Consider the following 20422-nt stretch of genomic DNA (forward strand, 5'->3'; position numbering starts at 1 on the left):
GGCCCGGCGCCCCGGGGCCGGGGCCGACGTCCGGGGCGGCTGTGACCGGCGGCCGTGGCCGGCGTCCGGCCCGTCGCGGTGTTACGCGGTCAGCTCCTGGTGCAGCGCCTCGCGCAGCCTCGCGGCCCGCTCGGCCACCTCGGCGGGGCCCAGCTCCACCGCCCGCGCGCACCAGCGCTGCCCCTCGGTGAGCTCGCCCCGCCGGGCGGCGAGAAGCGCCAGGCGCAGCGCGGCCCGGCCGTGTCCGGCGCCGGCCGCACGGGTCCACCACAGGGCCGCCTCGCGCTCACTGCCCTCGCGGGCCAGCAGCAGGCCGAGGTTGAACGCCCCGTTGCGGCTGCCCGCCTCGGCCGCCTCCCGGTACCAGTGGGCGGCGCTCTCCACGTCCCCGCGCGCCGCCGCGAGCATGCCGACCCGGACCTGGGCACGGCGGTGACCCTGCTGGGCGGCCCGCTCGTACCACTCCTCGCACTCGGTCTTCTCCGGCATCGGCTCGCCCAGTGCGGGCGGCCCCGGCGGCGGCTGGCGCGCGTCCAGCACTCCGGCCAGCCGGAACGCGGCCTCGGCGCTGCCGCCGCCCGCGGCACAGCGCAGATGCCGCTCGGCCTCGCGGTCGTCGCCGTCCCGCAGCAGGGCCATGCCGACCTGGAGCGCCGCGTCGGTGTGCCCGGCCGCCGCGGCGCGCTCGTACCAGCCCAGCGCCGTACGGTCCTCGTCGCGACCGGCGTGCAGGATGCCGAGGTTGAAGGCCGCGTCGACGCTGCCCGCCTCGGCCGCCTTGGAGAACCAGGGCTCGGCCCCGGTGTGGTCGCCCGCCTGGAGCAGCAGCACGGCGAGCGCGTTGGCGGCCTCGCGGTGTCCGGCGTACGCGGCACGGCGGTACCACTGCTCGGCCTGCGGGACACGGTCCTGGGCGGCGCAGAGCAGCCCGAGGTTGTACGCGCCGTTGACGTCACCGGCGTCCATGGCGGCCCGGTACCAGCGCTCGGCGGTCTGCTGCTCACCGCGTGCGGCGTGCAGCGCGCCGAGCGCGTTGGCGGCGTTGCCGTCACCGTCCTGGGCTGCGCGCAGCCACCACACGGCGGCGCTCTCCTCGTCACCGGCGTCGCGCAGCAGGAAGCCCAGCGCGCACGCGGCGCGCGGCTCGCCGTCCTTGGCGGAGGTGAGATACCAGCGTCCGGCCTCCTTGAGCTCGCCGCGCTGCTCCAGGATCGCGCCGAGGTGCAGGGCGGCCCGCCGGTGGCCACGGGCGGCGGCCTGGCGGTACCACTGCTCGGCCTCGCCGACCCGGCCCGCGGCGGGACCCGCCACGGGACCGTCGCCCTCGGCCGCGCCCTTGGCCGTGCCCTTGGCCCTGCCCTTGGCGCCGGACTCCTGCGCGCCGGGCTCACGTGCGTCGGGAGCGGGCACGGGCGGGCCGGCGGGCAGGCCGAGGCCCGTTCCGGTTCGTCCGGAACCGGCGCTCCGGCCCAGGCCGAAGGCGTCGTGCGGGTCCTCGACAGCCTTCCGCTCCAGGGTGCGGGCCAGTCGGTAGGCGGCCTCGCGGTGGCCCTGTTCGGCGGCGGCGCGCAGCCAGCGCTCGGCACCGACGTCGCTGCGGTGCTCCAGGAGGTCGGCCAGTGCGTACGCGCCCAGCGCGTGGCCCTGCTCGGCGGACTGGCGCAGCCAGTACTCCGCGCCGGGCTCGTCGCCGCGCTCACGGAAGTGCCGGCCGAGCGCGTGCGCGGCGGCGGCGGATCCGGCCACGGCGGCGATGCGCCACCAGCCCGCGGCCTCGTCCGGGTAGCCGCGCTGGTGCAGCAGGACGCCCAGGTTGTTCGCGGCGGCCCGGTCCCCGTCGGCGGTGGCGGCGCGCAGATACCGCTCGGCGCCGTCCAGCTCGCCCCGGCGCAGCAGCAGCGCGCCCAGGACGCTCATGGACGCGGTGTCGCCCGCGTCGGCGGCACGCCGGTGGCGCGCCTCACTCTCGGCGCTGTCCGCGGCGTCGACCGCGTCCGTGGTGTCCTCGTCGGAGATGCTCGCGGCAGGGCTCGGGTCGGTGGCGCCGGTCCGCTGGACCGGTGCGCCCGTCCCGGCGATGGCAGCGGCGAAAGCCGCGTCTACCGCGCTTTCCGCATCTTGGCCGCGCTGCTGCACAAACCGCCCTGTCTCCAACAGAGTTGCCCTGTCCCCCATAAATACCATCGTCGCACCACCTGTAACCCGCGTACACCTGGTATATCGCGGCCAGTGAGGTCACTACAGCGTTTTGTCGACATGCCCACAGGGAGACAAGTCAAACACGCCTGGAGGCAACTGCTGCCCAGCGAACCGCACTTCACGCCCAGAGCTTGGGATCGACACGGCCTCACCCACGACAGACATGACGAAGGCCCGGATCCCTTGGGATCCGGGCCTTCGTCTTTTCAGTAGCGGGGACAGGATTTGAACCTGCGACCTCTGGGTTATGAGCCCAGCGAGCTACCGAGCTGCTCCACCCCGCGTCGTTGTGTTCAAACCGTACCACGACGCGGGGTGGACTCTGCTCAGCTGCCCTGGTCGGAGCCCTTCTCGGCTCCGTCGGGCTCCCGCGCCGGATCCGCTCTGTCCACGCCCGCGGGCTTCGCGGCGCTCGCGGGCTCGGCCGAACTCTCCGGCTTGGCGTCGCCCGCCGGCTTCTCGGCGTTGTCGGCCTTGTCCCCCTCGCTGCCCGCCTTGGGCTGCGCGGCGGCGGCACGTTCCAGGGCCTCCTGAAGAGCCTCCTGGGCCTTGCCGTAAGCCGGCCAGTCCTGCTCCTTCAGCGCCTTCTCGCCGTCGGCGTAGGCCTTCTGGGCGTCCGCGATGGCCTTCTTGAGCGCGGCGCTGCCGGTGGCCGGGGGCTCGTCGGTCTCGCCCGGCGGATCATCGGTGTCGGGCGGTGTCGTGGCCCCGTCGTCCTCGACCCCGAAGACGGCGTTGAGCGCGTCCTTGAGGTTGTTCTCGAAGACGATCTTCGAACCGTACGAGGCGGCGACCTTGCGCAGCAGCGGGTAGTTCTGGTTGCCACCGCGCGTGTAGACCGGCTCGATGTAGAGGAACCCGCCCTCCAGCGGAACCGTCAGCAGGTTTCCGTACTCGATGTCCGAGTCGGTGCCCTTGAGGTTCCTCACGAACTCGGCGACGTCGTCGTTGCCGTTGAGCTCACTCTGTACCTGGCCCGGGCCCTTCACCGTGGAGGTGACCCGTAGCAGCCGCATGGTGCCGTAGTCCTTGCTGGCCGCGTCCGCGTTCACCGCCATGAAGGCGCCCAGGTTGGGCCGCCCCCGTGGAGTGAACGTGGTGGTCAGGGAGAACTGCTGCGCCTCCTCGCCCGGCATCTTCATGCTCAGGTAGTACGGCGGAACGGATCCCGGCTCCTTGTTGGTCGGGTCGTCCGGCACCTGCCAGGCGTCACTGCCGCTGTAGAACTGCGCCGGGTCCTCGACGTGATAGCGGGTGAGCAGCTCGCGCTGGACCTTGAAGAGGTCCTGCGGATACCGCAGGTGGTCCATCAGGTCCTGCGGGATGTCCGTACGGGCCTTGACCGTGCCCGGGAACGCCTTGCGCCAGGTCTTGAGGACCGGGTCCTCGGTGTCCCACTCGTACAGCCTGACCTTGCCGTCGTACGCGTCGACGGTGGCCTTCACCGAGTTGCGGATGTAGTTGACCTGGTTCTGCTGGGCGACGACCGCGCGCTGGTTGGTGGTCAGCGAGTCGGCCGTGGTGTCGCCGAGCGTCGTCCGGGAGGCGTACGGATAGCCGTTGCTCGTGGTGTACGCGTCGACGATCCACTGGATCCGGCCGTCGACGACCGCCGGGTAGGCGTCGCCGTCGATGGTCAGCCACGGGGCGACCGCCTCGACGCGCTCCTTGGGCGTGCGGTTGTACAGGATCCGCGAGCCGTCACCGATGGCTCCCGAATACATGATCTGCGGCTCGCTGAAGGAGACCGCGTACGCGGCTCGGTTGAAGGCGTTGGAGAGACTGACCCCGCTGTCACCCTGGTAACTGGTGGTCTTCTCGCCGTCCTCCTCGTAGTCGAGCTCCTTCTGGGGCCCGCCGACGATGGAGTACTGCTCGGTCTTCTCGCCGTAGTAGACCCGCTGCTCGTACTTCCCGAACTCACCGGTGGAGGGCAGACCCGACTCGGTGAAGTCCGGAGACCCCGTCGGGTTGGTGCCGGTGGTGGTGCCGCGGGCCGCGATGGCGCCGTAGCCGTGGGTGTACGTGAAGTGGTCGTTGATCCAGTTCCGCTTGGGCAGGCCCTGGATGTTCAGCTCACGCAGACCGATGATCGTGTCCTGCTCCTTGCCGTCCTTGTCCTTGTAGCGGTCGACGTCCAGCGTCTTGGGGAACTGGTAGTAGTTCCTCTTCTGCTGGAGCTGCTGGAAGGCCGGGGAGACGACGTTCGGGTCCATCACCCGGTAGCTGGCGGCGGTGTTGGCCGCGGCCCGCAGCTTGGTGTCGTCCTTCGTGGTCGACTGGCCGTCGTAGTCGTCCACCTCGGCGTCATCGATGTCGTACGCGTCGCGTGTGGCATTGATGTTCTTCTTGATGAACGGCGCTTCCTTGGCCTGCTCGTTCGGCTGGACCTGGAACTTCTGCACGATCGCCGGGTACAGCCCGCCGATCAGGATCGCCGAGAGCACCATCAGGCCGAAGCCGATGACCGGGAGCTGCCAGGTGCGGCGCCACAGCGTCGCGAAGAACAGCACCGCGCAGATCGCGGCGATGCAGAACAGGATGGTCTTCGCCGGGAGATAGGCATTGGCGTCGACGTACCGCAGGCCCGTCCAGTTGTCCGTGGCCTTGAAGTCACTGGACTTCACGGCCAGTCCGTACCGGTCGAGCCAGTACGCCACGGCCTTCAGGGAGACGAAGATGCCGAGCAGCACCGAGAGGTGGCCGGTGGCCGCCCCGGTGGCGCGGGCGCCGGGGCTGGTGATGCGCAGCCCGCCGTACAGGTAGTGGGTCAGCGCGGCGGCGATCAGCGACAGCACGGTCGCCGCGAAGCCGAAGCCCAGCAGGAAGCGGTACCACGGCAGGTCGAAGGCGTAGAAGGAGACGTCCAGCTGGAACTGGGGGTCCTTCTGCCCGAACGCCACGCCGTTGACGTACATCAGCCACGTGCGCCACTGGCCGGAGGCGGACGCTCCGGCGATCAGCGCGACGAGCGCCGTGACGGCGAGCAGCACCCACTTCTTGTAGGGGGCGATGCTCATGCGGTAGCGGTCCAGGCTCTGCTGCTCCAGCGACATCGCGCTCAGCGGCGGCCGGAGCCGGTGCGCGAGCCAGATGTTCACACCGATGGCGAGCGCCATCAGCAGTCCGAAGACGAGGAACAGCCCGATCTTGGTCCACAGGGTGGTGGTGAAGACGGATGAATACGCGACCGACCTGTACCAGAGCCAGTCCGTCCAGAACCCGGCGAACATGACGAAGGCCATGGCGAGAACCGCCAGGACACCCAAAGTCATGAGCAGGGTACGGGCGCGCCGGGACGGGCGGCCGACTCTGATCCGTGGCCCGGTCGGGCCTCCGCCGCGGTCCGGCATCTGGAAAGCCAACGTGCGCACCTCGAAGTTCGCGGTCGTGTGGACAGGCCCAGCGATCCTAGAGCCCACCTATGCAACTTACTGAAGCTTTACCTAGTTCCCGTTCCCGGGGCGGAAGGAGGCAGGATATTGCCCATGCCCAACGTTTCCCCCGCAGGACCCCCGATGGCCGCGAGTCCGCTCACCGTCGCCGTCCTCGAAATCGACGCCTATGCCTCCAACCTCGGCTGGGACCAGCCCGCCCGGCTGTTCGCCCTGGTCGACACCGCACAGCTGCGGGTCCAGGAGCCCGGTCTCGCCGCTCAGCTGGGCCTTGAGGACCCCAGCTCGTCCGTCGCCGCGCTCACCCCGATCGAGCAGGACGAACTTCCCCCGGGCACCGCGCTCGACGACTTCCTCGGCACGATCGCCTGGCCCGACGCCGTGGTCGGCTGCGCCATGACGGTGGAGCGGCTGATGCTGCCGCCGTCCGCGGAGGCCTCCGTGCCGGAAGGGCTCAGCGACAAGAAGCTGACCCAGTGGGTGGCCAAGCACCCGGACCGGCAGGAGGTGCGGATGACCGTGGCCGTCCTGCGGGACGGGGCCCGCGAGTCCGCCGTACGGCTGCGCGAGAAGGACTCCCCCACCGAGGTGCTGACCGGCGCCGGTCTGGTGCCCGGTCTCGCCGAGGCGCTCGCCGCGACGTTCGAGTCCTGATCCGGCCGCTGCCCGGGGCCGCTCCGCGGTTCCCGGGCGGCGCGGCCGTCAGCCGGTCGAGCAGCTCGGCAGGCCGGCGGGCTTCCCCGCCTTGATCTGCTCCAGCGACTTCGTGGCGTCCTCGATGGTCTTGACCCGCACCAGGGTGAGCCCGTCCGGTGTGTCGGCGGCGGCCGAGGCGCAGTTGTCGTCGGGGGTGAGGAAGTAGCGTGCGCCGGCGTTGCGGGCGCCGACCAGCTTCATGGTGATGCCGCCGATCGGGCCGACCGTGCCCGCGTCGTCGATGGTGCCGGTGCCCGCGACGAACGTGCCGCCGGTCAGATCGCCCGGGGTGAGCTTGTCGATGATGCCGAGGGAGAACATCAGTCCGGCACTCGGTCCGCCGACGTCCGCGAGCTTGATGTCGATCTCGAACGGGAACGTGTGGTCGGTCCCGGCCTTGATCCCGACGATCGCCCGGCTCTTCCCGCCCTCCCCGGCGCCGTCCTCGGCGGCGGGAGCCTTCGCGGTCCTGATGGTGATCTTCTCGCCGCCCTCGGGTTCGCGGCCGGCCTTCTCCGCCGCCGCGGCCTCCTTGGCGGGAACGATGGTGAAGGTGACGTTCTCGCCCGGCTGGTGCTTGGTGACGAGCTTCGCCACGTCGCCGGGTTCCGTGACCGCCGTGCCGTCGACGGCCTTGATCACGTCGCCCGCGTGCAGCTTGCCCTCGGAGGGGCTGCCCTTGACCACCGAGGAGACCACGACCTGTGTGGAGACCGGGATGTTCAGCTCCTTGAGGGCGGCCACCTTGGCACTCTCCTGGGACTGGCTGAACTCCTCGGCGTTCTCCTGGGTGGACTGCTCCTCGGTCTTGCCGTCCGGGTAGAGCGTGTCGTGCGGCACCACGACGCTGTCGTGGGCCAGCCAGCCGTAGACGGCCTCGACGATGTTCATCCGATAGTCCGCTCCGGTGACGCGGACCGTCGTCATGTTGAGATGCCCGGAGGCCGGGTACGTCTTGCGACCGGAGATCTGCAGGACGGGCTCGCCACGCGCTTCGCCGAGGGTGTTGACCGTCGGTCCGGGAGACATCTCCGCGTACGGCACTTTGATCAGCACGCCTGCGCAGAGCAGCGCGATGAGGACGAGGGTGGAGGCGAGCATCGTCGCGGTGCGGCGTGGCATGGAACGACAGTACGGGAAGGGCCTGTCAGTGCACCGCCGGGGCCGGTCCGTACGGGGCGACCGGAACGCGGCGGCAGGTGATCACGCGGCGTGCGGCGGTCTCAGAGAGCCTCGGAACCGGAGTGCGATTTCTCCATCGCGTCACGGAATCTGGCGTAGCCGGCGAGTTCGGTGACATCGCCGGTCGTGCGATTGCGGGCAGCCCAACTCGCCCATATCGCACCGCCGACAGCAGCGAAAAGTGGAATCAACAGCCAAGCGAGTGCCGCCATCACGACCTCCCTACCCCATGAGCGACCGGATGCCCGATCAGCAGATTAACGATCCGGAAGACCAACGCTCGTGGCGGGGGTGCGGTTACGCAAATCGGGGCCGATGCGCCCCGGGGCGGTTTGCGCTCAGCAGGCTCCGACCCACTCCTCCGTGCCGTCCGAGAAGCGCTGGTGCTTCCAGATCGGAACCTCGTGCTTGAGGTCGTCGATGAGCTTGCGGCAGGCCTCGAAGGCCTCGGCTCGGTGCGGGCAGGCGACGGCGACGACCACCGCCAGATCGCCCACCTCCAGTTCACCCACTCGGTGGACGGCCGCCAGGGCGCGGACCGGGAAGTCCGCGACGACCTTCTCCGCCACTCGGCGCATCTCGTCCTCGGCCGAGGGGTGACAGGAATAGCCGAGCGCGCCGACGTCCTGTCCGCCGTCGTGGTTGCGCACGGTGCCGACGAAGAGCGCGATGCCGCCCGCCGCGTCGTCGCCGACGGCGCGGAAGACCTCGTCGACGGAGAGCGCTGTGTCCCGGATCGCCAGCAGCCGGACGGGGTCGGCTGCCGCGTGCTCGCCGGGGTGGTCGTGGGTGCGTGCCATGCTCCCATCGTGCCGTACGGCACCGACATCCTGGAATTGCCTCTTCTACCGGCGGCCGACCGACCGGTTTGGAGCCTTCTACAGGCCCGCGCGGGAGCGGTGGGCGGTCAGATCCTGCGGCGGGCCTTGCGGGCGCGGCGGACCACGGCGGCGGCGCCGAGCAGGGCGACCGTGGCTCCGGCGGCTCCGGCGGCGGTGGCGTCCTTGCGGCCGAGGCGGCGTCCGGCGAGCGTGTGGCGGCCCTCGACCTCTTCGAGGAGGGCGCCGAGCACTTCCTCGTTCGTCCACTTCGGCCGCCAGCCCACATCGTGCAGTCGGCTGACGCTGACCACCCAGGGGTGCATCGTGTAGGCCAGGTCGCCCGCCGGGGACGGGGTGAGACCGATCCGGTGCAGCCGGGCGGCGGCCCCGAGCGCGACGGCGGAGGGCAGCTCCATCCGGCGTACGCCGCTGAGCTCCTCGACCTCCTCCTGCTCCAGCCAGCCGTCGCAGCCGACCGCGAACTCGCCGTCGATCTTCTCCAGGGCGGCGTACTCCAGGGCCGTCACCAGGTCCTCGACATGGCAGAACTGCCAGGTGGGACGCGATCCGGCGACCACCAGGAGACGCGGGGACTCGAAGTAGCGGGTCAGGGCGGTGTCGGTGCCGCCGACCAGGACGGTGGGGCGCACGACGGTGACGTTGAGCCCGGGGTGGGCGCGCGGGGCCCGACGGCCGAGCCGCTCGATCTCCAGGAGGTCGCCGACGCCGGTGGCCTCGGCGGTGGCGCGCAGCTCGGCGTCCTCGGAGAGCGGTACGTCGTTGTCGGCGAGCGCCCCGTAGACCATCGCCGAGGTGCACAGCACGACCCGGTGGACCCCGACGGCGGCCGCGGCGGTGAGCACGGTCTGGGTGCCGCGTACGTTGTACGCGGTGCGGGCGGCAGGGTCGGTCTCCAGGTCGAGGTCGAGGGCCAGGTGCACGACGACGTCCGCGCCGCGCAGCTTCTCGGCGATCGCCGGATCCCGTACGTCCAGGATGTGCCAGGTCGCCTCGGAGACCTCGCCACGGCGCTCGTCGATCGCGATGACCTGCTTGATCGCGTCGGAAGCGGCGAGATGGGCGGTCAACAGTTCGCCGATGCCGGTGGCGGCGCCGGTGACCGCGACGACGGGGCCCCGGTTTCTGGGGGCCCTGGGGCGTTTCTCTTCAGGCGCGTTCTCGGGCGAGGGGTCGGTCAGGTTTCGCGCTGCGCGAACCTGCGGATCTGGGGAACTCACCGGGCGTCTCCAGCGGTTGTCTTCAGTACGTACCCGAATGACGCGTACGTACCAGGTGGCGTCCATCCTGCCGCAGGCCGGGAGTCGGCGGAGCACTGAGGCCCGAAGCGGGCGTGGTGTCTACGCTGGATGGTGATGTCGGGCAGTCGCCGTCGGTTCGAGCCGGCGGCCCTACGAGCCGAGGAAACCCGTGAGTGACACCCCATTCGGATTCGGCCTTCCGCCGGAGGAGCCGGAGAACGGCGACGAGGGCAAGAAGAAGGACCCCACCGAAGGTGGGCAGAGCGCGGGCGGGCCCGGCGGCCCGTTCGGATTCGGGCCGGGGGCGGGCGGGGACAACCCGTTCGCCGCAATGTTCGGCTCGATGAATCCGAACGATCTCGGCGCGGCCTTCCAGCAGCTCGGCCAGATGCTGAGCTACGAGGGCGGTCCCGTGAACTGGGACATGGCCAAGCAGATCGCCCGCCAGACGGTCTCGCAGGGCACCCCGGACGGCACCAAGGACGCCAGCGTCGGCCCGTCCGAGCGCACGGCGGTCGACGAGGCGCTGCGGCTGGCGGACCTCTGGCTGGACGGCGTCACCTCGATGCCCTCCGGTTCGGTCTCCACCGTGGCGTGGAGCCGCGCGGAGTGGGTCGAGGCCTCGCTGCCGGCCTGGCAGCAGCTGGTCGACCCGGTGGCCGAGCGGGTGGGTCTGGCGATGGGCGATGTGCTGCCCGAGGAGATGCAGGCCATGGCGGGCCCGCTGATCGGCATGATGCGGTCGATGGGCGGCGCCATGTTCGGGCAGCAGATCGGGCAGGCCGTGGGCGTGCTGGCCGGTGAGGTCGTGGGCTCCACCGACATCGGACTGCCGCTGGGCCCGGCGGGCAAGGCAGCGCTGCTCCCGCTGAACGTGGAGCGGTTCGGCAAGGACCTCAGCGTCCCGCAGGACGAGGTCCGGCTGTATCTGGCCCTGCGCGAGGCCGCTCACCAGCGGCTCTTCGCCCATGTGCCGTGGCTGCGGTCGCATCTGTTCGGCGCGGTCGAGGCGTACGCCCGGGGCATCAAGGTCGACACCAGCAAGCTGGAGGACGTCGTCGGCCAGTTCGACCCCTCGCAGCCGGAGCAGCTGCAGGACGCCCTTCAGCAGGGCATGTTCCAGCCCGAGGACACGCCCGAGCAGAAGGCGTCCCTGGCCCGGTTGGAGACCGCTCTCGCGCTGGTGGAGGGCTGGGTGGACGCGGTGGTCCACGAGGCCGCGAAGTCCCGGCTGACCTCGTCCGACGCGCTGCGCGAGACGATGCGCAGGCGCCGGGCGTCCGGCGGACCCGCCGAGCAGACGTTCGCCACGCTCATCGGTCTCCAGCTGCGTCCGCGCCGGCTGCGGGACGCCTCGCGCCTGTGGGCCTCGCTCACGGACGCCCGGGGTCTGGAGGGCCGTGACGCGCTCTGGTCCCACCCGGACATGCTGCCGACGGCCCATGACCTGGACGATCCGGACGGCTTCGTCCATCACGAGCAGGCCGACTTCTCCGAGCTGGACAAGATGCTCGGCGAGGCGGCGAAGGGCCCCGGCAAGCCGAAGGCCCCCGAGGCCGACGCCGACAAGGACGACGAGGACGGCAAGGGCGGCCCCGCCCAGTGAGCCTGCATGACGACGCCACCCTCGTACTGAAGGGTTACGCCCCCGACGGCCCCGACGGCCCCGAGGACACGCACGGCGACCAGGCGGAGCTGCGCCGGGTATACCTGGACCACCTGGCGCTCCACGACGACGGCATGTGGAAGGCGTGCGAGGCCGGGCATGTGACGGCCAGCGCCCTGGTGATCGATCCGGAGCGCGGCAAGGTACTGCTGACCCTGCACCGCAAGCTCCGGATGTGGCTCCAGATGGGCGGCCACTGCGAGGAGCAGGACGCCACCCTGGCGGCGGCGGCGCTCCGCGAGGCGACGGAGGAGTCCGGCATCACGGGGCTCACCCTGCTGCCCGGCGGACCGGTCCGGCTGGACCGCCACCCGATTCCGTCCCCGTGCAACTGGCACCTCGACGTGCAGTACGCCGCCCTGGCTCCGGCCGGCGCGGCGGAGCGGATCAGCGAGGAGTCCCTGGAGCTGCGCTGGTTCGACTACGCGGATGTACCCGGGGTCGCCGACACCTCGGTCGTACGGCTGGTGGAGAAGACGCGGGCCCGGCTGTAGCGGCGGGCCGAACGACATGCGTAAGGGGCGGCCTCCATGGAGGCCGCCCCTTACCGCTGTCCACCGCAGTGCTCTGTGGGTGCCGGTCAGTTCCAGGCGTTGTTCTGGTTCTGGCCGTGCGCACCCTGCTGCCCCATGCCGAACTGGGCGCGGGCGCCCTGGCCGATCTGGGCGTTCTGCGGAGGCATGACCTCGCTCGGCTGGACCAGCGCGAAGCCCTGGCCGAGGAAGCTCAGCTCCCAGCCCTCGCCGGTGTTGCCGCGCCGCCGGAAGACACCGGAGGAGTGCGTCTGGGCCTGCATCTGCACCCGCAGGGAGCTGGACCAGGCGACGATCGCGTCCGCGTCGGCGTTGACGTACTTCTCGGGCGTGACCTGCATCATCAGCGGCTGGCCCGAAGTCATGAGGGCGACCTTGCCCGAGCCGGAGATGTTGAGCTGGTACTTGCCGCTGCCGGAGATCCCGTACTGGCTGTCCACCGCGATGACCTCGGTGTGCAGCGAGGAGTCGAGCGCGAGGACGTAGGAGCTGTCCACGGTCATCCCCTCGCGGTCGACGTCCACGACGTGGATGTACTGCGCGAGGTTGGCGAGATAGACGGTGCCCTGGCCGGACACCCGCATGAGGTCCAGGCCCTCGCCGGTGTGCGCCCGGGCACGCCGCTGGCCCTGGGGCTGGTACTCCCCGTCGAAGTCCATCAGGCCCTGGTAGGCGACCATCGCGCCCTTACGGGCGAGGACGTCGTCCTGGCCGGTCAGCGAGACCCGCAGGAGCTGCGGGTTCTGGACCGCGTACCGGTCCTGGGTCTGCTGCTCGGTGTAGCTGAAAAGCGGACTCTGCATGATGTGTTCCCCCTCCCCCTCAGTCCCGGATCCGCAGGCGGTCCGTGCTGTCCTCGCTCGGCTGGACGACGACGATGCCCTGGCCGGAGAAGGCCATCTGGTACGCCTCGCCGCTGCCGCGGCCGATCAGCGAGCCGGCCTTGAAGCTGCGCTTGCCCTTCACCTTGAGGTTCGGGGACCAGGCGACGAGCGCGTCCGGGTCGACGTACGTCTCGTCCTCGCCGCGTCCGCAGTCGACGACGATCGGGGTTCCCCGGGAGGTGATGGCCACCCATCCGGTGCCCTGGACGACGACGTTCCACAGGCCCTGCCCGGCGAACTTGGCCATCCCCTTGACCTTCTCGACGCCCCAGGTGAGGTGAGCGTCGAAGGCGAGGAGATTGGTGCCGTTGACGGAGAGCGAGTCGTTGTCGAGGTTGATGACGACCACGTCGGCGCCGTAGTCGGCGAGATAGAGCAGCCCGTCGCCGCTGCACTTCATGACGGGCGCGCCCTCGCCGGTGATCCACTGGGAGGCGATCTGCCGGACGGCGGGCGGGTTGGGCTCGTACTGGATGAAGCCCTCGTACGCCACCATCGAGCCGGTGCGCGCGAAGAGATCCTGCCCGGAGGCCATGGCGACCTTGAGCATGGTCTTGCCGTGGTTCTCCATCCGGGCCGTGACGGGGGTCGGGGCGTAGCCCGCGAGTTGCTGGTTCATGACGGGCTCCCTCAGACCTCGTAGGGCTGGACGACGATGAAGTTGCCGGGGGCGCCCCGGAACTGGAGGTTCACGGTCTCCCCGCTGTGTCCGGGGTACGCGTTGCGGCGCAGCCGGACCTGGCTGGAGACGATCACCTGGGAAGCGGCCGACCAGGCGACGACGGCGTTGCAGTCGGCGAACGTGGTGGGCGTGACCGGCAGGACGACCGGGGTGCCGTGGGTCTTCACGACCACGGTGCCGGTGCCCTGGAACAGCATGGTGAACAGCGCGCCGCCGGGGATGCCGTGGCCCTCGACCCTGCGCACCTCGTACTGGAGGGACTCGTCGAAGGCGAGGACGTTCTCGGCGGAGACGCAGATGCCGTCGCCCTGGAGCTCGATCGGGTGCAGGTGCGAACCCTCCTCGGCGAGGAAGACCTGACCCCGGCCGGTACAGCGCATCAGCTGCATCTCCTGGCCGGTGGCGTTGCCCACGGCGCGGCCGACGAAGCCGGCGCTCTTGTAGCCGAAGTCCACCTTGCCCTGATACATCACCATGCTGCCCTGCCGGGCCAGCACTCCGGCGCCGCCCATGGTCAGGTCGACCCGCATGAGCTGCTGGTTCTGCGGGGTCCAGCGCTGCCCGGTCGCGGTCTCCTTGTACGGCTGCAGTGCCGCCTGCAGACCCGCACCCGCGGCCGGCACGCCCTGAGGCACACCCTGCGGGACGCCCGGAGGCATACCGCCGGGGGGCTGCTGACCGTACGGGGCCGGCGCGGGCTGACCGTAGGGGGCGGGGGCCGGCTGACCGAAGGGGGCGGCGGGCGGCGCGCCCTGACCGGGCACCTGGCCGAACTGCGGCTGCTGCGGCTGGCCGTACGGGGACGGGGCCTGGGGCGCTTGGGGAGCCTGCGGGGCCACGGGGGCATGCGGCGTCTGGGGGGCCAGCGGGGCCGCGATCGTCGGCGCCGCGTGCATCGGCTGCTGCGGCGCGGGCGGCGGCGTGGGCGCGGCCGGGGCGCCGAAGGACGGTGCGGGCTGCGGGGCCGGGGGCGCGGGCGGGGCGCCGAAGGCCGGGGGCGCGGCGGCCTGGGCCGGCGGGGCGAAGCCCGGGACGGCGGCGGGCGCGGCGGCGGGCGGCGGCTCTTCCTCGGCGACCTCGCCGCCGAAGTTCTTCAGGAGCGCTTCGAGACCGCCGTCGAAACCCTGGCCGACGGCGGCGAAGCGCCAGACGTCCTTCAGATAGAAGTCGCCGAGCATCACCGCTCGCTCGGTGGTGAACTCCGACCCGGTGAAGGCGTACCTCACCACTTCCTCGCCGCCCGCGACGATCCGGATGTACCCCGGACCGATCTGGGACATCTGCCCGGCGCCGTCGAGCGTCGCGGTGAAGGAGAGCTTCTGGATGGCGGCCGGAATGCGGTCGAGCGTGACGCGGAACGACTCGGTGTCACCGGACTGCGCACCGAGGAGCTGGATGGACTCCTCGGGCGATTTCGGCTGATTGAAGAAGATGAAGTACCGGTCGTCGGAGAGCTGCTCGTTGGCATCGAGACCGAAGCAGCTGATGTCGAAGGTCAGCCCCGGGGCTGCGATCTGCACGCCTACGTACAGATCCGTCCCTGGCGTGAGATCACTGATCTTGGCCTTGTGGCCGCGTTGGAATTCCCTGGCCATGCGTAACGACCGTCCCCCATCCCGAAGGTAAATGCGTCGCGTCAGGCTAACCGCAAACAAGGACAACGGACCAAGCCGGTACACACCCGGTACAGAATCGGCGAACGCGACCGGGCCCGGTCACTCCTCGCGGGCGGCGGGCAGATGGGGCAGCTGCTCGGCGGCCACCACGCCCTCCAGATATCCGCGGGCGCGCTCGGTCCGCGGGTACGCCTCCAGCAGCCGCCAGAACCCCGGACCGTGTCCGGGAACGAGCAGATGCGCCAGCTCGTGGAGGAGCACGTAGTCGACGACGTACTCCGGCATGCCCTGCAGTCGGTGCGAGAGCCTGATACTGCCCTCGGCCGGGGTGCACGAGCCCCAGCGGGTGTTCTGGTTGGTCACCCAGCGCACCGAGGCGGGCCGGGCGCGGCCGTCGAAATACTGGGCGGACAGCCGTACGGCCCGCTCCTCCAGCTCGGTGTCGCCCAGGACCCGCTTGCTCTCCTGGGCGGCGAGCTTGTCGAGCATCACTCCCACCCAGCGCCGCTCCTCCGCCGCCGACATCCGGGCCGGGATGAGCACGATCGTGCGGTCGCCCTCCCGGTACGCGGTGACCGACTTCCTGCGGCGGGTGCTTCTGCGGACCTCGACGGCGCTCGTCGCCGAAGCGCGGGGCGGGCGGGCCTCCGCGCTGCGCTGATGGGTTCCGGCGCTGCGCGCGGGGATCTCCCCGGCGAGGCCGGACGACGGGTCGGCGGGCACGCCACGACGTTACCCGCTGTCCACGGGAGAAGTCCCGTCCCGGGTGACGGTTCCGCGACGATCCGCGGGATTGCGCGATTCCTGGATTGCACGATTAACAGCCCGGGCCTGTGGACAACTCGGCGCACGGTTCGACGCGGGCCCGCATTCTGGCGGAGGTCCTGCGGAAAGAGCTCCGCGGATCACCGGTCCGCGAGCACACCCGTGCTCGCGACTCCGCTCGGGGGAAGGTCAGGTATCCGATGTATCCGATGCTGAAGCCCGCACTGCGTCGCGCCTGGCGCGGACGGAACACCGTGCAGTTCGGTGTGACACCCGCGCACGCCGTGACGCTGGGTCCGGTGGACATCGCGACGGGGAGCTTCCTGGAGCTGCTCGACGGCACGCGCGGTCTGCCGCTGCTGCGTGAGGAGGCCCGTGCGCTGGACCTGTCGGAACATCATGTGGACGTTCTGCTGAGTCGGTTGGCGGAGGCGGGGCTCCTCGACGATCCGAGGTCGGCCGGACCGGGAGCCGACACGCTGCGCCGACGCGCCGAGGTGATGGACCGCCAGCGTCCCGATGTGGCCTCGCTGTCGGTCGTCCGTCCCGAACCGGGCGGCGGACTGCGCCGGATGGCGGCCCGGCGGGCGATGCGGGTCCAGGTGCGGGGAGCAGGGCGGGTCGGGGCGGCCATCGCCTCGGTGCTGTCCGGTGCGGGGGTGGGACAGGTGGAGGTGCTAGACGGAGGCCGGGCCGAGCCCTGGGACGTGGCTCCCGGGGGCCTTCCTCCGGCAGCCGTGGGGGAACGGCGCGATGTGGCGGCCCGCCGGCTCGTCCACCGGTCCGCACCCGGGCCCGCGCCCCGGTCGGCGAAGGGGACCGGGACGGCGGCCGACCGGACGGAAGCTGACCGGCCCGGAACCGACAGGGCGGGCGCCGATCCGGCAAGGGCCGGCCTGGCGGAGGCCGGCCTGGCGGGGGGTGCCGGGCAGCCGCCCGGTCTGTCCCTGATCGTCGTCGCTCCCCGGGACGGCCTCTCGGTGTACGCACCGGTCGTGGACACGGCCGGTCCCTGGATCGCGTCGGGTACTCCTCATCTCTATGCGGGGGTGATCGAGGCCACGGGGGTGGTCGGGCCTCTGGTCCTGCCCGGGGGCACCGGCTGTGCGGGCTGCCTGGAACTGCACCGCGCGGACCGGGATCCGCAGTGGCCCCGGATGCTGGCGCAGTGGCGTTCCGGACGGCGGGGAGCGGTGCCCGCCTGCGATCTGGGGCTCGCTACGGCGGTCGCCGGTCTCGCCGCGGCGCACGCCCTCGCGTTTCTGGACGGGGACCTCCCGACAAGTACCGGAACGCGCTGGGAGGCCGCTCTGCCGTTGCTGGACTGGCGTTCCGAGCCGATCGGCCCGCATGCGGACTGCTCCTGCGGGGCGGCCGGGGGCGCTACGGGAGAACGGGCCTCCGGTGGTGTTCCGGCACAGGAGACAATGGCTGGGTGACCGCCGTCGCCGGAGTGACACCGGAGGCCCGAGCGGCACGGCAGTCTGGGAACTGGAGGGGCACATGTCTGATCTTCCCCGGAAGGCGGTTACGCGTACGGCCAAGCTGGCCGCGCTTCCGCTCGGCTTCGCCGGCCGTGCCACCTGGGGGCTGGGCAAGCGGATCGGCGGGAAGTCGGCCGAGCTGGTGGCCCGAGAGGTGCAGCAGCGCACGGCGGACCAGCTGTTCAAGACCCTGGGCGAGCTGAAGGGCGGGGCCATGAAGCTGGGCCAGGCCCTCTCCGTCTTCGAGTCGGCCCTGCCCGAGGAGGTCGCCGGCCCCTACCGGGCGGCGTTGACCAAGCTCCAGGAGGCCGCGCCACCGCTGCCCGCGCGCACGGTCCACGAAGTGCTCGCGACACGGATCGGGGAGGACTGGCGGGAGTATTTCCTGCAGTTCGAGGACACCCCGGCCGCTGCCGCCTCGATCGGTCAGGTGCACCGGGCGGTGTGGCACGACGGCCGGGAGGTCGCCGTGAAGGTGCAGTATCCCGGCGCGGGCGAGGCGTTGCTCTCCGACCTCGCCCAACTCAGCCGTTTCGCCCGGCTGCTCGGCCCGCTGGTGCCGGGGGTGGACGTCAAGCCGCTGATCAAGGAGCTGCGCGACCGGGTGTCGGAGGAGCTGGACTACGAGCTGGAGGCGCAGGCGCAGCGGGAACACGCGGCGGAGTTCGCGGGCGACCCGGATGTGGTGATCCCTCAGGTGGTGCACCAGTCCGACCAGGTGCTGGTGACGGAGTGGATCGACGGGATCCCGCTGTCCGGGATCATCGCTGACGGCACGCCGGAACAGCGCGACCGTGCGGGGCAGTTGCTGGCCCGCTTCCTCTTCTCCGGTCCGGCGCGCACCGGGTTGCTGCACGCCGACCCGCATCCGGGCAACTTCCGGCTGCTGCCGGAGGAGAACGAGGAGGAGGGCGGCGCGACCGGCTCGTGGCGGCTGGGGGTGCTGGACTTCGGCACGGTGGACCGGCTTCCGGGCGGGCTGCCGAGAAACATCGGCGACTCCCTGCGGCTGACGCTGGAGGGCGACGCGGCGGGGGTGTACGCGAAGCTGCGCCAGGAGGGCTTCGTCAAGGAGTCGATCGACCTGGACCCGGACGAGGTGCTCGACTATCTGCTCCCGATCATCGAGCCCACACAGGTGGAGGAGTTCACCTTCGGTCGGGGCTGGATCCGTGAGCAGGCGGCCCGGATAGCCGATCCGCGCTCCCCCGCCCATCAGCTCGGCAGGCAGCTGAACCTCCCTCCGTCCTACGTCCTGATACACCGGGTCACACTCAGCACGATCGGGGTGCTGTGCCAGCTCGGCGCGACGGTCCGGCTGCGCGAGGAGCTCGAAGCGTGGCTGCCGGGGTTCCTCGCGGAGGACATGGAGACGCAGGACGCGGAGGCGCAGCCCCCGGAGGCGGAGTACGCCGGGACGACGGAGCACGCCGAGGAGGAGGACGAACCGGAGCCGGAGGGCGAGACCGTCCAGGCGTAGAGCGGGCCGGGGGGGCGGCCGTCGTCAGGTGGTCCCCGTTGCGCGGCCGCCGTCAGGTGGTCCCCGGCGCGCGGTCCCCGGCGCGCGGTCCCCGGCGCGCGGTCCCCGGCGCGCGGTCCCCGGCGCGCGGTCATCGGCGCGCTGTCATCGGCGCGCGATCGCCGGCGCGGTCGCCGGCGCGCTGTCACCACCAGAGTGAGTCGAGGCGGCTCTCGATCGCGCGGATGTGAAGGCGTGCGCAGCCCTCGCAGAAATGGAGGCGGCGTCCGTCCTCCACGGAGCAGAGCCAGGTCGGAGGGGCCGTCTCGCCTTCGGCGGCGGTGCCGCAGCGGGCGCACACCACGCGTCCCTCGGCGGGTTGTTCGGGGGGATGGGTCTCCTCGTCCACCTCCTGACGATATCCCCGTGACCGAACGAGTGACGGCACAACGCACCGCGGGGCCGTCCGTGTCCGGACGGCCCCGCGGTGGGGTGATGGCTGCACGGTCAGTGCATGACCGCCATGGCCAGCGCGCGGCGGGCGCGCAGCGAGGCGCGCTCCGCCCGGCGCTGCATCCGGCGGGCGGTGATCAGGCGGACCGACTGGCGGTCCCCCTGGGCCTCCCGCAGGCGGTCGTGCATATGCGCACGGGCCAGGGCTTCTGGGATGAGTTGCATCTCGCGGGTCCTGTTCTGACGCGAGTCGTTCGCGCCGATGATGGTGACGTCGGGGGTTGCGGAGCCGACGGGCTCATTCGTGGGGGTGATCATTGGTGCCTGATTCCGGGGGTCATGGGTCTGGGGGCGGTCGATCGTTCCGGGGCGGAGTCTGCGTGTGGGGGCGGGGACCCCACAGGTCGCGGTCACGCTGCGACCGGGTTCTTGCGCGGACGGCCACGGGGACGCTTGCGTGCCACGACGACACCCTGGACGAAGAGCTCGCCACCCCAGACACCCCAGGGCTCGCGGCGGTCCTTCGCGCCGGCGAGGCAGGCCTCCACGAGCGGGCAGGTACGGCAGAGGGACTTGGCGTACTCGACGTCGGCGGGCGACTCGGCGAAGAAGACCTCCGGGTCGTAGGAGCGACACGGGACGGGGACGCCGAGGTTCTCGATGGCGTCGTCGAGCGCGGTGAGCGTGGTGAGCGGGGTCAAGGTGGAGTCCTCCGTGGAGCCGGGCGGCGAGATCGGGGTGGAAAGCGGTACTGACGGGGCGTGCGTTTCGATGTGCACGGTGGGTGGTGTCCTCGTCTGGTCGTGCCGGCCTGTTGGCCGGTTGGCGGCTTCTGGTACCAGGTCCTGCTTGTCCCGAGGCTCCTTCGTTCCGTCTCGTCCGTTCGGACAAAACAAAAGGGCCGCGGATCCCGAGTGGGGTTCCGCGGCCCTGAAGGCGCCGGCCTGATGCTGGATCAGGCTGGATCACTCCAGGGTTCAGGCCCACGGAAGGCCCACATCTCGTGGTGGTGCTGCGTCTGCTTCGTGAATCCGGCACCGGCTGCCGCAAAGGCATAGGCCTGAGCCTGTGCTGCCTTCGCTACTGCTGCCGCCGGTGCCTCGGTCGGTCGCTCATTGCGCTCCCGCGTCACGGGGAGGCTCGCCAGGGACAGCGGACGGGCGGCAGAGATGCCGGACAGACCGGTGGCACGGAGCGAGGCAGCCGAGGAGCGGGTGAGGCCGAGCGAGCAGGCGGAGACGACCGAGAGATCGGTCATTTTCTGGGTTTCGATGATGCTGATCACTTCAATCGCCTCCTCTCGGCGTCTCAGGGGGACCGGCCGGGAC

The 20422-nt window shown here is 71.2% G+C and carries 19 protein-coding genes and 1 tRNA gene; 5 read left to right on the forward strand and 15 right to left on the reverse strand.

Features of this window, described 5'->3' with window-relative positions:
* Positions 1-81 precede the first annotated feature (81 nt).
* The 3 genes from AC0VY3_RS28435 to AC0VY3_RS28445 form a co-directional block, all read right to left on the reverse strand.
* A complete protein-coding gene (locus AC0VY3_RS28435) occupies positions 82-2184 on the reverse strand; it encodes a tetratricopeptide repeat protein (protein ID WP_475550903.1) in 2103 nt (700 codons plus the stop codon).
* A 225-nt stretch (positions 2185-2409) separates the two neighbouring features.
* A tRNA-Met gene (locus tag AC0VY3_RS28440) sits at positions 2410-2483 on the reverse strand.
* 42 nt (positions 2484-2525) lie between these two features.
* Complete coding sequence (locus tag AC0VY3_RS28445; protein WP_103509280.1) at positions 2526-5552, reverse strand: UPF0182 family protein; 3027 nt, start codon at positions 5550-5552, stop codon at positions 2526-2528.
* A gap of 135 nt (positions 5553-5687) precedes the next feature.
* Here AC0VY3_RS28445 and AC0VY3_RS28450 point away from each other — a divergent pair, with 135 nt between their 5' ends.
* Positions 5688-6248 carry a PPA1309 family protein gene (locus AC0VY3_RS28450; RefSeq protein WP_240805885.1) on the forward strand — a complete coding sequence of 187 codons (561 nt, stop codon included), beginning with the start codon at positions 5688-5690 and terminating at the stop codon, positions 6246-6248.
* Positions 6249-6296: 48 nt separating this feature from the next.
* Here the strand turns inward: AC0VY3_RS28450 and AC0VY3_RS28455 are convergent, their stop codons facing one another.
* From AC0VY3_RS28455 to AC0VY3_RS28470, 4 genes are all read right to left on the reverse strand, one after another.
* A complete protein-coding gene (locus AC0VY3_RS28455; RefSeq protein WP_103509278.1) occupies positions 6297-7412 on the reverse strand; it encodes a YlbL family protein in 1116 nt (371 codons plus the stop codon).
* A gap of 101 nt (positions 7413-7513) precedes the next feature.
* Positions 7514-7684: a hypothetical protein gene (locus AC0VY3_RS28460; protein ID WP_015611229.1), complete on the reverse strand. Its 171-nt coding sequence runs from the start codon at positions 7682-7684 to the stop codon at positions 7514-7516.
* A 126-nt stretch (positions 7685-7810) separates the two neighbouring features.
* The gene (locus AC0VY3_RS28465) at positions 7811-8272 is read right to left on the reverse strand and encodes a molybdenum cofactor biosynthesis protein MoaE (RefSeq protein ID WP_030087249.1); all 462 of its coding nucleotides are present in this window, start codon (positions 8270-8272) and stop codon (positions 7811-7813) included.
* A 107-nt stretch (positions 8273-8379) separates the two neighbouring features.
* Positions 8380-9531 carry an SDR family oxidoreductase gene (locus AC0VY3_RS28470; RefSeq protein WP_098026620.1) on the reverse strand — a complete coding sequence of 384 codons (1152 nt, stop codon included), beginning with the start codon at positions 9529-9531 and terminating at the stop codon, positions 8380-8382.
* Between the two features lie 190 nt (positions 9532-9721).
* On the opposite strand from AC0VY3_RS28470, the gene AC0VY3_RS28475 reads away from it, so the two are divergent.
* Both AC0VY3_RS28475 and AC0VY3_RS28480 read left to right on the forward strand, forming a co-directional pair.
* The gene (locus AC0VY3_RS28475; protein ID WP_475550904.1) at positions 9722-11158 is read left to right on the forward strand and encodes a zinc-dependent metalloprotease; all 1437 of its coding nucleotides are present in this window, start codon (positions 9722-9724) and stop codon (positions 11156-11158) included.
* Positions 11155-11712: an NUDIX hydrolase gene (locus tag AC0VY3_RS28480; protein ID WP_475550905.1), complete on the forward strand. Its 558-nt coding sequence runs from the start codon at positions 11155-11157 to the stop codon at positions 11710-11712. The genes AC0VY3_RS28475 and AC0VY3_RS28480 overlap by 4 nt, the downstream gene beginning before the upstream one ends.
* A gap of 86 nt (positions 11713-11798) precedes the next feature.
* Here the strand turns inward: AC0VY3_RS28480 and AC0VY3_RS28485 are convergent, their stop codons facing one another.
* The 4 genes from AC0VY3_RS28485 to AC0VY3_RS28500 all read right to left on the reverse strand — a co-directional run bounded on the left by AC0VY3_RS28485 (position 11799) and on the right by AC0VY3_RS28500 (position 15656).
* Entirely contained in the window at positions 11799-12554 is a 756-nt protein-coding gene (locus tag AC0VY3_RS28485) for an AIM24 family protein (protein ID WP_103509274.1), read from the reverse strand.
* 19 nt (positions 12555-12573) lie between these two features.
* On the reverse strand, positions 12574-13254 hold the full coding sequence (locus AC0VY3_RS28490; protein WP_103509273.1) for an AIM24 family protein: 681 nt from the start codon (positions 13252-13254) through the stop codon (positions 12574-12576).
* An 11-nt stretch (positions 13255-13265) separates the two neighbouring features.
* A complete protein-coding gene (locus AC0VY3_RS28495) occupies positions 13266-14912 on the reverse strand; it encodes a TerD family protein (RefSeq protein WP_475550906.1) in 1647 nt (548 codons plus the stop codon).
* A 120-nt stretch (positions 14913-15032) separates the two neighbouring features.
* Complete coding sequence (locus AC0VY3_RS28500) at positions 15033-15656, reverse strand: M48 metallopeptidase family protein (RefSeq protein WP_242741216.1); 624 nt, start codon at positions 15654-15656, stop codon at positions 15033-15035.
* 242 nt (positions 15657-15898) lie between these two features.
* Here AC0VY3_RS28500 and AC0VY3_RS28505 point away from each other — a divergent pair, with 242 nt between their 5' ends.
* Both AC0VY3_RS28505 and AC0VY3_RS28510 read left to right on the forward strand, forming a co-directional pair.
* On the forward strand, positions 15899-17137 hold the full coding sequence (locus tag AC0VY3_RS28505) for a ThiF family adenylyltransferase (RefSeq protein ID WP_475550907.1): 1239 nt from the start codon (positions 15899-15901) through the stop codon (positions 17135-17137).
* Positions 17138-17201: 64 nt separating this feature from the next.
* Complete coding sequence (locus AC0VY3_RS28510; RefSeq protein ID WP_475550908.1) at positions 17202-18662, forward strand: ABC1 kinase family protein; 1461 nt, start codon at positions 17202-17204, stop codon at positions 18660-18662.
* A gap of 184 nt (positions 18663-18846) precedes the next feature.
* Here AC0VY3_RS28510 and AC0VY3_RS28515 read toward each other — a convergent pair whose 3' ends face one another.
* From AC0VY3_RS28515 to AC0VY3_RS28530, 4 genes are all read right to left on the reverse strand, one after another.
* Positions 18847-19050 carry a hypothetical protein gene (locus AC0VY3_RS28515; RefSeq protein WP_242741219.1) on the reverse strand — a complete coding sequence of 68 codons (204 nt, stop codon included), beginning with the start codon at positions 19048-19050 and terminating at the stop codon, positions 18847-18849.
* Between the two features lie 98 nt (positions 19051-19148).
* A complete protein-coding gene (locus AC0VY3_RS28520) occupies positions 19149-19508 on the reverse strand; it encodes a hypothetical protein (protein ID WP_103507863.1) in 360 nt (119 codons plus the stop codon).
* Positions 19505-19873 (reverse strand): WhiB family transcriptional regulator, encoded by a 369-nt coding sequence (locus AC0VY3_RS28525; RefSeq protein ID WP_006127424.1) that lies wholly within the window; start codon positions 19871-19873, stop codon positions 19505-19507. The genes AC0VY3_RS28520 and AC0VY3_RS28525 overlap by 4 nt, the downstream gene beginning before the upstream one ends.
* Positions 19874-20049: 176 nt before the next feature.
* The gene (locus AC0VY3_RS28530; RefSeq protein WP_078611275.1) at positions 20050-20379 is read right to left on the reverse strand and encodes a hypothetical protein; all 330 of its coding nucleotides are present in this window, start codon (positions 20377-20379) and stop codon (positions 20050-20052) included.
* Between the last annotated feature and the right edge of the window lie 43 nt (positions 20380-20422).

Source organism: Streptomyces sp. iso_384 (assembly GCF_056172905.1).

What these genes read in the sequence shown, in the direction of transcription:
- AC0VY3_RS28435 (WP_475550903.1), bottom strand. Translation starts at nt 2,184, where the DNA reads ATGGTATTTATGGGGGACAGGGCAACTCTGTTGGAGACAGGGCGGTTT.
- AC0VY3_RS28445 (WP_103509280.1), bottom strand. Translation starts at nt 5,552, where the DNA reads ATGCCGGACCGCGGCGGAGGCCCGACCGGGCCACGGATCAGAGTCGGC.
- AC0VY3_RS28450 (WP_240805885.1), top strand. Translation starts at nt 5,688, where the DNA reads ATGCCCAACGTTTCCCCCGCAGGACCCCCGATGGCCGCGAGTCCGCTC.
- AC0VY3_RS28455 (WP_103509278.1), bottom strand. Translation starts at nt 7,412, where the DNA reads ATGCCACGCCGCACCGCGACGATGCTCGCCTCCACCCTCGTCCTCATC.
- AC0VY3_RS28460 (WP_015611229.1), bottom strand. Translation starts at nt 7,684, where the DNA reads ATGGCGGCACTCGCTTGGCTGTTGATTCCACTTTTCGCTGCTGTCGGC.
- AC0VY3_RS28465 (WP_030087249.1), bottom strand. Translation starts at nt 8,272, where the DNA reads ATGGCACGCACCCACGACCACCCCGGCGAGCACGCGGCAGCCGACCCC.
- AC0VY3_RS28485 (WP_103509274.1), bottom strand. Translation starts at nt 12,554, where the DNA reads ATGCAGAGTCCGCTTTTCAGCTACACCGAGCAGCAGACCCAGGACCGG.
- AC0VY3_RS28490 (WP_103509273.1), bottom strand. Translation starts at nt 13,254, where the DNA reads ATGAACCAGCAACTCGCGGGCTACGCCCCGACCCCCGTCACGGCCCGG.
- AC0VY3_RS28495 (WP_475550906.1), bottom strand. Translation starts at nt 14,912, where the DNA reads ATGGCCAGGGAATTCCAACGCGGCCACAAGGCCAAGATCAGTGATCTC.
- AC0VY3_RS28505 (WP_475550907.1), top strand. Translation starts at nt 15,899, where the DNA reads ATGTATCCGATGCTGAAGCCCGCACTGCGTCGCGCCTGGCGCGGACGG.
- AC0VY3_RS28510 (WP_475550908.1), top strand. Translation starts at nt 17,202, where the DNA reads ATGTCTGATCTTCCCCGGAAGGCGGTTACGCGTACGGCCAAGCTGGCC.